Origin of the sequence: Hydrogenophaga sp. (assembly GCF_041633695.1) — a bacterium.
Lineage (GTDB): Bacteria > Pseudomonadota > Gammaproteobacteria > Burkholderiales > Burkholderiaceae_C > Hydrogenophaga.
On the sequence record NZ_JBFJMY010000321.1, the window covers coordinates 1 to 4,923 of the forward strand.

Here is a 4,923-nt window from a genome sequence, read left to right on the forward strand (position 1 = left end):
AGAAACCCACCCCAGGCTTGGTACTGGGTCGAGGTATTTCATTTCAACACCGCATTTGGAGTGAATCCCACAGACGTGGTCCTGCCCGACAAGGACAACCACCCCTTCATCTATCGCATAACTGCGTTCGTGCAGGGTCAAAAACCGGGTACGCAGGTCTGGCTGCGCTCCATGTACATGCCTAGGCCAGAGAATGAACGATAGCCTGCGAGGAGGACTCACAATGAACCACCCCCGATTTCTGGTTTATGCCCTTGGATTGACGCTGCTTCTGACCCAGTTGCCAGCGTTTTCGGGGCAACTCTCCCTTGTGCAATCACCGCCGGGCGCGGCGAGAGAACCGGCGCCTAACATCATTGTGTCGGTCGACGACTCGGGAAGCATGGGGGCCACCGGCATTGCTACTTTGCGCGCGGCCTTGACCGCGACATTTGGCATTGGCAGCTCAGTCGCAGATGACCGCATTCGTTTGGCATGGCAATCGATGAATCGGTGTCCGCAAATTGGCGCCAGCACGGTGGCCTGCGGCAACTACAACGGCATGCGCTCCCTCAGCGGGACTCATCGCACCAATTTTGATGCGTGGGCCAGAAGTCTGACTGAAGGTGGCGGGACACCTAGCCACTTGATGCTGTCCAACGCCGGGGATTATCTGATGGCGCCCATTGGCACCAACAATGCCAGCCCTTGGGCGGCGGTTCCAGGAACCACGCTGAACCCCGTTTTGTCCTGCCGCAAAAACTACCATATTTTCATGACCGATGGCGGATGGAACAGTGGCACGTCCTCGACCTCACAACATGTGGACACGGCGGCGACCAACAATGGCCCGCGTATCGTACGGGGGGGAAATGCCGACAACACGAACAAGGCCCTCACCGCCACGATGACATATAGCGTCACCAGTGATCAAACCAGGCTGTACCGGGATGCTTGGGGAGGCGCCACCACCAACCCGGCCACCGGTGCGGCAGACAATTTGAGTACGTTGTCCGATCTGGCTTTTTATTATTGGGCGACGGATCTGCAGCCAACGTTGACCGACAACGTTCGCTCGGTCATGGACAGGACCACGACCGAAATTTTCACGGCAACCGATGGCAGCGGTGCCAGTACCGCGCTAACGCCGTTCTGGAACCCTCGAAACAACCCGGCCACGTGGCAAAGCATGGTGAACTACACCATTGGTTTCAACACGGCAGCAGCTTGGACGGGATCGCCCACATGGGGAGGAAACACCTTTTCGGGCGATCTTCCGAACTTGATCACAGGGCGCGTTGGCTGGCCTTCTCCATTTTGTGGGACGGGCAACAACCAAGGGTGTGACGGGGCCACGAACTATTCCGCTCGCACCGATAGCCGACAGGTTGAGCTGTGGCATGCAGCTCTCAATAGCCGTGGTCGGTTCGTTCCGGCACCCAACGCTGCAGCCCTGGTGACGGCCTTCCAAGGCATTCTTGACGATATCCTCACTCAGACCGCAAGCCCGTTGGTCAGCGTGGCGAGCAGCTCCAGCAGACTGAGGGCCGACGGCGCTGCGTATGTGGCGGGGTTCAACACAGCGGGATGGAGCGGAGAACTGGGGTCGTATGGAATCACCAAAGGCACCAACGAAGTTGCAACGACCCCGACTTGGACGGCTTCGAGCTGGTTCAACAGCGCCAGCTTCAGTGTGAGCAACCGGCCCGTGTTCACGTCAGCGAGCGGGTCCACCGGAACCACCTTCGACTGGAACAACCTGTCTACATCACAAAAGAGTGCATTGCAGGGCAGTGACTCCGCCACCGTGGGACAAAACCGGGTGACGTACCTTCGGGGCGATCGGAGCCAGGAAGGCAGCAGCATGCGCACGCGCAATTCCCGGCTTGGCGATATCGTCAACTCCAACATATGGTTCAGTGGTCGCCCCTTGCGCATGTCGTACGAACACAGTGGCCATCCAGCCTTCCGGTCAAGCCAGATCAATCGCACGCCGACACTGTTTGTGGGCGCCAACGACGGCATGCTCCATGCCTTCAACGCATCGACCGGACAGGAGCGCTTCGCATATGTACCCGTGGGCGTTTATTCAAACTTGCGGGAATACACGCTGCCCAACTACAGCCACCGCTACTTCGTCGACGGCAACCCATTCACCGGTGATGCCGACCTCAGCTACACCACCGGCACATCCACCACACCCAGTTGGCGTACGGTGTTGGTCAGCGGACTGGGCGCGGGCGCCAGGGGTTACTTCGCGTTGAACGTAACGACACCCACCGCATTCACATCCACGATGGTGTTGTTGGACAAGAGTTTCCCCGCCAGCACGACAAACACCGGCACCGATCTCGATGACATTGGGCACATCTATGCGCAGCCCGTGATCGAGTTGGGGTCGGAAAGACTGAGCGAGCAAATCGTCAAACTGAACAACCAACGTTGGGCGGTGGTAATGGGCAATGGAGTGAATAGCTACAACGAGCGACCCGTGCTGTTGATCCAATACTTAGACGGCAGCAAAACGCTGTTGAAAATTGTGGCCAACTCCACCACCGGCCAGTCGAATGGCCTATCGGCACCTCGTCTGGTGGACGTCAATGGCGATGGAAAAATGGATTTTGCATATGCTGGTGACCTCAAGGGCAACCTGTGGAAATTCAACCTCACCAGCACCAGCGACACCGATTGGGGTGTCAGCAACTGGTCCGGCTCCACTCCTTGCAAAAACACCACCACCTGCAGTCCGCTCTATATCGCCAAAGATGGCAGCAACAACCGCCAGCCAATCACGGTGGCTCCGCTTTGGAAGCGGCACCCTTTGGGCGGCATTCAAGTCCTGTTCGGGACAGGCATCAACGTCACCGACAGTGATCGAACCAACACCAGCACACAGTCCATCTATTCGGTGTGGGACGTCAGCCAATACAGTGCGACTTCGACGACCGTCACCTCCACCGACACGAGAAACATCGCCATTGCAGACAGCAGAAATGTGTTGGTGCAGCAAACCGTACTGAGTGCCGTGACCAGCACGGCGTCCGGATCAACGGTCACAACCAGTTTTGCAAACACCTCATCCAACACAGTGACCTATTCTTTGTCCGTGACAAACTCCAAACGAGGCTGGTTCATGGATATGCCGACCTCGCGTGAGCGGGTGCTGAGTTCGCCGCTGGCGTTTGAGGGAGAAAAGGTCATCATCAACAGCCAATCACCCAAAACGGGTTCGGATGGCGAAACCTGCGATTTCGACATCTCCACGGAGAGAAACTGGATTCGCGTCCTGAATGTGTTTACCGGTCGACCTGCCACCACCGCCGTTTTCCAAAGCTCCGATACCACCATGGATCTGAGCATGGCCACTCAAGTGGAAATCAGCAGCGGGCAGTATCTGTCGCTCTATCGAAACGATGGTGGGCTGGACTTGATTTCGTTCAAGAACCAAACCTCAGGCCAAAACAGTTCCGGCTCCACTCCCCCTCTTGAAACCAGCTCCACCCGCTTGACCACAGGTAACGGCCCAGGCCTGCGATCCGACTGGCGGCAGGTGCGATGAACACGAACCCTATGCCCACACCAAAAATCCCGCCACAGGCCAGGGGCTTCACCCTCATCGAGATGATGATTGTCGTGGCTTTGGTCGCCATCTTGGCAGCCATCGCCTTGCCCAGCTACACACAATATGTGCAGCGAAGCCACCGTGCCAATGCGCGAGGGGCGCTTTTGCAAGCGTCTCAGTGGATGGAGCGCGCCGCCACCGCCCAAGGCAGGTACCCCGTCAATGCAGAAATTCCAGCTGGCGTCCTGGCAGTCGAAGGCGGCAGGTATACCGTCGTGGCCAACTCGACCACCAGAGCAACCTACACGTTCACCGCAACGCCAACAGTCACGCAAGCCAGCGACGCTTGTGGAGGCTTCATACTCAATCAGGCTGGCACGCGTACGCAAACCTCCACATCAGTGGTCTCGACTCCTCTGTCGCCCCAAGAATGCTGGAATCGGTAGCTGCAACTGAAGCGGAGCGGGATCAAAACGCAGATCCGCTTTCCCAGGCACTGAAGCAGGCAACCCAGGCTACCTTCCTCTCCAACCCCAACCCCCGGGTAGGCTGCACCATTTACAGCCCCGAGGGGCGCTTGATCGGCGAAGGCCATACGCAGCAAGCGGGAGGCCCGCACGCCGAAGTGATGGCTCTGCGTGACGCGCAAGCCCGGGGCGAGTCGGTGGTCGGTGCGACGGTGTTCGTCACCCTCGAACCCTGCTCCCACCATGGCCGAACCCCGCCTTGCTGCGACGCCTTGATCGCAGCCCAAGTGGCCAAGGTGGTGGTGGCGGTGGGTGACCCCAACCCCAAAGTCGCTGGACAAGGTATTGAGCGCTTGCGCGCGGCGGGTGTTGCGGTGGATTTGCGTCCTGCAGACGGCTCAGTTGCACGCGCTTCCCGCGAACTCAATATTGGCTTCTTCAGCCGCATGATCCGCAAAACTCCGTGGGTGCGGATGAAGATGGCCGCGTCGCTCGATGGCACCACGGCGCTGGACAACGGTGTCAGCCAGTGGATCACCGGCGAAACCGCGCGCACCGATGGACACGCCTGGCGTGCCCGCGCCTGTGCGGTACTCACGGGCATCGGCACGGTGCTGCAAGACGACCCCATGCTGGATGTGCGGCTGGTGCAAACGCCGCGCCAGCCGCATTTGGTGATCGTGGACAGCCGGTTGGAAACACCACTTGGCGCGCGCCTGTTCCAAACCCCTGCACATGGCCTGCCGCGCCAGATTTTGATTTATTGCGCGACCCCGGCACCCGATCGACAGCAGGCGCTGGTAGCACGGGGTGCCACGGTGATCGCCATGCCGGGCCGTCAACCGGGCACCGAGCGCAAGGTCGACCTGGCCGCCATGCTGCTGGATCTGGGCCGGCGCGAGGTCAACGAATTGC

The 4,923-nt window shown here is 59.2% G+C and carries 4 protein-coding genes; all 4 read left to right on the forward strand.

The window, feature by feature from the left end:
- The coding region (locus ABYB95_RS16985) for a hypothetical protein (RefSeq protein WP_372659739.1) at positions 1 to 204 on the forward strand (204 nt) is incomplete at its 5' end.
- A gap of 19 nt (positions 205 to 223) precedes the next feature.
- Complete coding sequence (locus tag ABYB95_RS16990; protein ID WP_372659740.1) at positions 224 to 3,538, forward strand: pilus assembly protein; 3,315 nt, start codon at positions 224 to 226, stop codon at positions 3,536 to 3,538.
- Positions 3,539 to 3,603: 65 nt separating this feature from the next.
- Positions 3,604 to 3,987, forward strand: a complete 384-nt coding sequence (locus tag ABYB95_RS16995) for a type IV pilin protein (RefSeq protein WP_372659742.1) — start codon at positions 3,604 to 3,606, stop codon at positions 3,985 to 3,987.
- A partial coding sequence (gene ribD, locus ABYB95_RS17000) for a bifunctional diaminohydroxyphosphoribosylaminopyrimidine deaminase/5-amino-6-(5-phosphoribosylamino)uracil reductase RibD (protein ID WP_372659741.1) occupies positions 3,972 to 4,923 on the forward strand: 952 nt, incomplete at its 3' end. The genes ABYB95_RS16995 and ribD, both read left to right, overlap by 16 nt.